This window comes from Streptosporangium nondiastaticum (genome assembly GCF_003011965.1).
In the GTDB taxonomy this organism is placed as follows: Bacteria; Actinomycetota; Actinomycetes; order Streptomycetales; family Streptomycetaceae; genus Streptomyces; species Streptomyces nondiastaticus.
This window is the reverse complement of sequence record NZ_PXWG01000251.1, coordinates 1-4,320: the sequence shown is the minus strand read 5'-3', so window position 1 is coordinate 4,320 and position 4,320 is coordinate 1. Positions and strand designations below refer to the sequence as shown.

Here is a 4,320-nt window from a genome sequence, read left to right as displayed (position 1 = left end):
GGGCGCCGCCGGCGAGCTCGGCGGGCGTGGGCACGCGCATGCTGGTGTGGGTGTCGCGGCTGGAGTCCGCGACGGCGCCCGGCACGAGCGGGACGGCGCCCCGCCGGCGCGCGGTGGCGGGCTCGCCGCCCGCGTCCGCAAGGGCGACGGGGCCGTCGTCGTCGGCGTCCGTGCCGTCATCGGGCTCGTCGATGTCGAGGGGCGGTATCCCGGCGAGCCCGGGCAGCAGCTCCCGCAGGCGCGCGGCGAGCTCGGAGGCGCGCAGCCGGGAGGCGGGTCCCTTGGCGAGGCACTGGACGACGAGCTGCCACAGCTCGTCGGGGATGCCGGGCAGCGGTGCGACGGTCTCGGTGACGTGCCGCCGCAGCACCGCGCCGGGGTGCCCGCCGCCGAAGGGCGTGAAGCCGGCGAGCAGCTCGTAGAGGACGGTGGCGAGGGCGTAGACGTCGACGGAGGCCCGCGGCGGCAGCCCCTCGATGATCTCGGGGGCGAGGTAGTCGGGCGTGCCGATGACGCTGCGGGGGCCGGTCCCGCGGCCGCCCTCGCGGGCGGGCCGGGGGGCGTCGACGAGGCGGGCGATGCCGAAGTCGGTGAGGAGCGCGGGGTGCGCGCCGCCGGGGCCGAGCGGGCCCTGCATGTCGAGGAGGACGTTCTCGGGTTTGACGTCGCGGTGGACGATCCCGGCCGCGTGCGCGGCGGCGAGCCCGTCGGCGACGTCGGCGACGATGGCGACCGCGGCCTCGGGCGCGAGCCGCCGCTCGCGGTCGAGCCGGGTGCGCAGGTCCGTGCCCCGGATCAGGTCCATGACCAGGGCGAGGTCGGCGCCGTCGACGACGAGGTCGCGGACGCCGACGACGTTCGGGTGGTCGAGACCGAGGAGCGCGGCGCGCTCCTGGACGAACCGGCCGACGAGCTCCTGGTCGGAGGCGAGATCCTCGCGCAGGAGCTTGATGGCGACCGGGCCCTCGGGCCCTTCGCCGAGCCACACCGTGCCGGCGCTGCCACGGCCGAGGACCTGGTGGGCGGTGTACCGGCTACCGATCTTCCGTGCCAAGACTGTTCCCCGACTCCTCGTCTCCGACAGGCGCGCTGGCGACCAAGCTACTGCCAACGCTCACCCCGGAGGCGTAAAACGCCCCCTGGGTGTCGACAAATCGATTACCTGGTCATTTGCCCGAGGAGGAGTTCGAAGCGAGCCCGGAGATCCAGTCCTTGACGTCCGTGAACCAGTCCCACGCCGCGTCCCAGAAGCTCTTGCCGTCGGCGACCCAGTCCTTCAGGGGAGTGAACTCCCAGACGAGCCACGCGCCGATGATCAGAATAACGATCATGAAGAGGCAGCCCTTGAGGCAGCCGAGCCCGGGGATCCGCATCGGGTTCGCGCTGCGCTGCCGCGGCGGCCGCGGCTCCCGGCGCGGAGCCGGCGGCTCCGGGGCGTACGGCTGCGGCTGCGGCGCCGGGGGCTGCTGGTAGCGCGGCTCCTGGCGGCGCTGCTGTCTGCGGGGCGGCGCGGGCTGCGGCTGCTGCGGCGCGTACGACTGGGGCGGCGCCGTGTAGTGCTGCGGGGGCGGCGGCTGGTGCCCCTGGGGCTGCTGAGGGGCGTACTGCTGCCCGTAGCCCTGCTGCTGGTACCCCTGCTGACCGCCGTAGCCCTGCTGCGGCTGCGGCTGCCCTGGCCGCCGCTGGGGGCGGCGGCGCAGCGGGTCCTCGCTCGGGTCGAGGTACTGCACCTGGGTCTGGTCGTTGCGGTCGCGGGCGGCCCGCATCTGGGTCTGCCAGGGGTGCGCGCCGTCGCCCTCCGGGGGCAGCGGCGGCACGGGCGGCATGGCGCGGGTGGGGTCGGCGGAGCCGCCGGGGCCGGAGCCCGCGGGCATGACGCGCGTGGCGTCGGCGTCGGGGCCCGCGCCGGGGCCGTGACCCGCGGCGGAGGCGTTCGGCAGGAGGCTGGTCGCGGCGTTCGGGTCGTAGGAGCCCGGCGCGCCGCCCGTCGACGGCAGCACCTGGGTGGTTTCGGCGTCACCGGCGCCGTGGCCGGGGCCGGCGCCCTGGCCGGTGCCGGGCACGACGGCCGGCTCCGGGTCGGGCGCGAGCAGCCCGGCGACCCCGAGGGCGGCCTCGGCCTGCGCCGGGGACGCGTGCACGCCGACGCCCGCGGCGACGACGCGCAGCGCCCGGGCGAGGTTCTCCGCGCTGGGGCGCTCTTCGGGCCGCTTGCGCAGGCAGCGCTCGATGACCGTCCAGAGGGGCTCGGGCACGGTGGTGGGGCGGCGCGGCTCGGAGCTGAGGTGCTGGTGGAGCACTTCGAGGGCGGTCGCGCCGGCGAACGGCGGGCGGCCGGTGACCAGCTCGTAGAGCAGGATGCCGGCGCCGTAGATGTCGACGGCGGAGGTCTGCGGGCGGCCCTCGGCGGACTCGGGCGCGACGTAGGCGGGCGTGCCGACGAACTCGTGGGTACGGGTCAGGCCCGGGGAGTCCGCGAGGCGGGCGATGCCGAAGTCGGTGAGCATCGGGTGCATCTGGCCGCCGTCGCTCCGCAGGAGCACGTTGGCGGGCTTGAGGTCCCGGTGGACGATGCCGTCGGCGTGGCTGGCGGCGAGCGCGTCGGCGATCTGGGCGGTGAGGAGGGCGGCGGCGACCGGCGTGAAGGGGCCGTTGTCGCGCAGGTAGTGGTGCAGGTCCGGGCCGTCGACGAGGTCCATGACCAGGGCGAGCAGGTCGCCCTCGACGACGAGGTCGCGGGTGCGGACGATGTTGGGGTGCGTGAGCCGGAGGAGGACGGAGCGCTCGCGCAGGAAGCGCATCACGACGTCCGCGTCGTTGGCCAGCTCCTCCTTGAGCACCTTGATCGCGACGGTCTCGCCGGGCCGGCCGGACACGGCCGCCTCGGCGCCCGCGGCCTCCCGCTGGCGTGCTCGCCAGACGGTGCCGGTCGCGCCGCGCCCGAGCACCTCGTCGAGCAGGTACTTGCTGCCTACAGGCCGCACGTCATGCGCTCCCTGATCGTCATCGTCATCATGCTTTGCGATGGCCTCTTTCGTGCCCGGCCTTCCGCCCACTGTAGTGCGGTCGTCCGGACCTCCGGTTTGCCGAATCCGCGGGGCTGGAAGGAAGACGCGGGTCGCGGGCCGTTGGTTGCCGCGCGGCGCGCGGAAGGCGCGCGGAGGGTGCGCGCGCGGCGCGCGGGGAGGCCCGCGGCGGGGGGCTCCGCGGCCGGTGCGGAAGCGGTCCGCAGCCGGTCCGCGGGCCGTTCCCGGGCGAGTCCGGGGCGGGTTCCCGGCAGGTCCCCGGCGCGTCCCCGGCGGGTCCCCAGGCGAAAGAAAATCTGTACGACGTGTTCGAAAGCGGACTCGTCACGGATCGATGTCGAACCGATCATGAGGTGACCTCGGCACGAATCGATCACCTTCCGCTTTCTTCCCACCCTCCCGCGGTCGTTCAAGATCACGAATTGGCCGTCGCCGGGCGCGTCGTCCCCGGCAGGTGCGAGGATGCTCGCAGCACGATGCGGAGGGGCGGGGCCGGTGCTTCCGGTACGTTCCGCGCGCCGTGGTGACCTGTACGTGCACCGGGGCAGAAGGGACCGTTGACGGCGATGCAGATCAGGCTGACCGTCCTCGGGCCGCTCAGCGGCCACCACTCCACTGCGCCCGCTGTGCCCGCGGCGACCTGCGCGTGCGACGTGCTGGTGACGGCCCCCGCGGGGACCGCCCTGGCCGGGGTGGCCAGTGGTCTCGCCGCCGCCGCGGCCGCGGCCGGCTGCGACCTGGGGACCGGGGCCGTCGTGGTCTACGCCGGCGCCGAGCGGCTCGACCCGCAGCGCAGCGCGCTGGGCGAGCCCCCGCTGATCGACGGCGCCGTTCTGTCGCTGTCCGCCCCGGCCGACCCCGAGCGGCACGCGGGCGTGCTCATGTCCGGCGTGCCGGAGGCCGCCGCGCGGCTCCACGTAGTCTCCGGGCCGGACGCGGGCGGCGTGCACCTGCTGCACGGCGGCGAGGTGCACGTGGGGCGCTCCGCGACGGCGGACATCCCGCTGGACGACCCCGACGTCTCCCGGCTGCACTGCGCGGTCGTCCTCCACGACGACGGCACGGTCACCCTGCGGGACCTGGGCTCCACGAACGGGACCGTGCTCGCGGGCGAACCGGTCGGCGCGGAGCCGGTGCGGCTGCCCGCCGGGGAGCTGCTGCGGGTGGGCGAGTCGGTGCTGAGCCTGCACGCCGCGGACGACTCCTCCCCGCGCGTCCTGCCGGCCGCGCCGGACGGCGAGGGCCACCTGCGCGTGGGCGGCGGCGCCCCCGGCGCGTCCCCGGCGGGCGCGGT

The 4,320-nt window shown here is 75.9% G+C and carries 3 protein-coding genes; 1 reads left to right on the top strand and 2 read right to left on the bottom strand.

What is annotated here, in order from left to right:
• The coding region (locus B7P34_RS35210; protein ID WP_106682198.1) for a serine/threonine-protein kinase at positions 1-1,054 on the bottom strand (1,054 nt) is incomplete at its 3' end.
• A 112-nt stretch (positions 1,055-1,166) separates the two neighbouring features.
• Positions 1,167-2,984, bottom strand: coding sequence for a serine/threonine-protein kinase (locus tag B7P34_RS35205; protein ID WP_106682197.1), 1,818 nt, complete (start codon positions 2,982-2,984; stop codon positions 1,167-1,169).
• A gap of 608 nt (positions 2,985-3,592) precedes the next feature.
• Between B7P34_RS35205 and B7P34_RS35200 the strand changes: the two genes are divergently transcribed.
• Positions 3,593-4,320: FHA domain-containing protein (locus B7P34_RS35200; RefSeq protein ID WP_146167026.1), on the top strand; the 728-nt coding region annotated here is incomplete at its 3' end.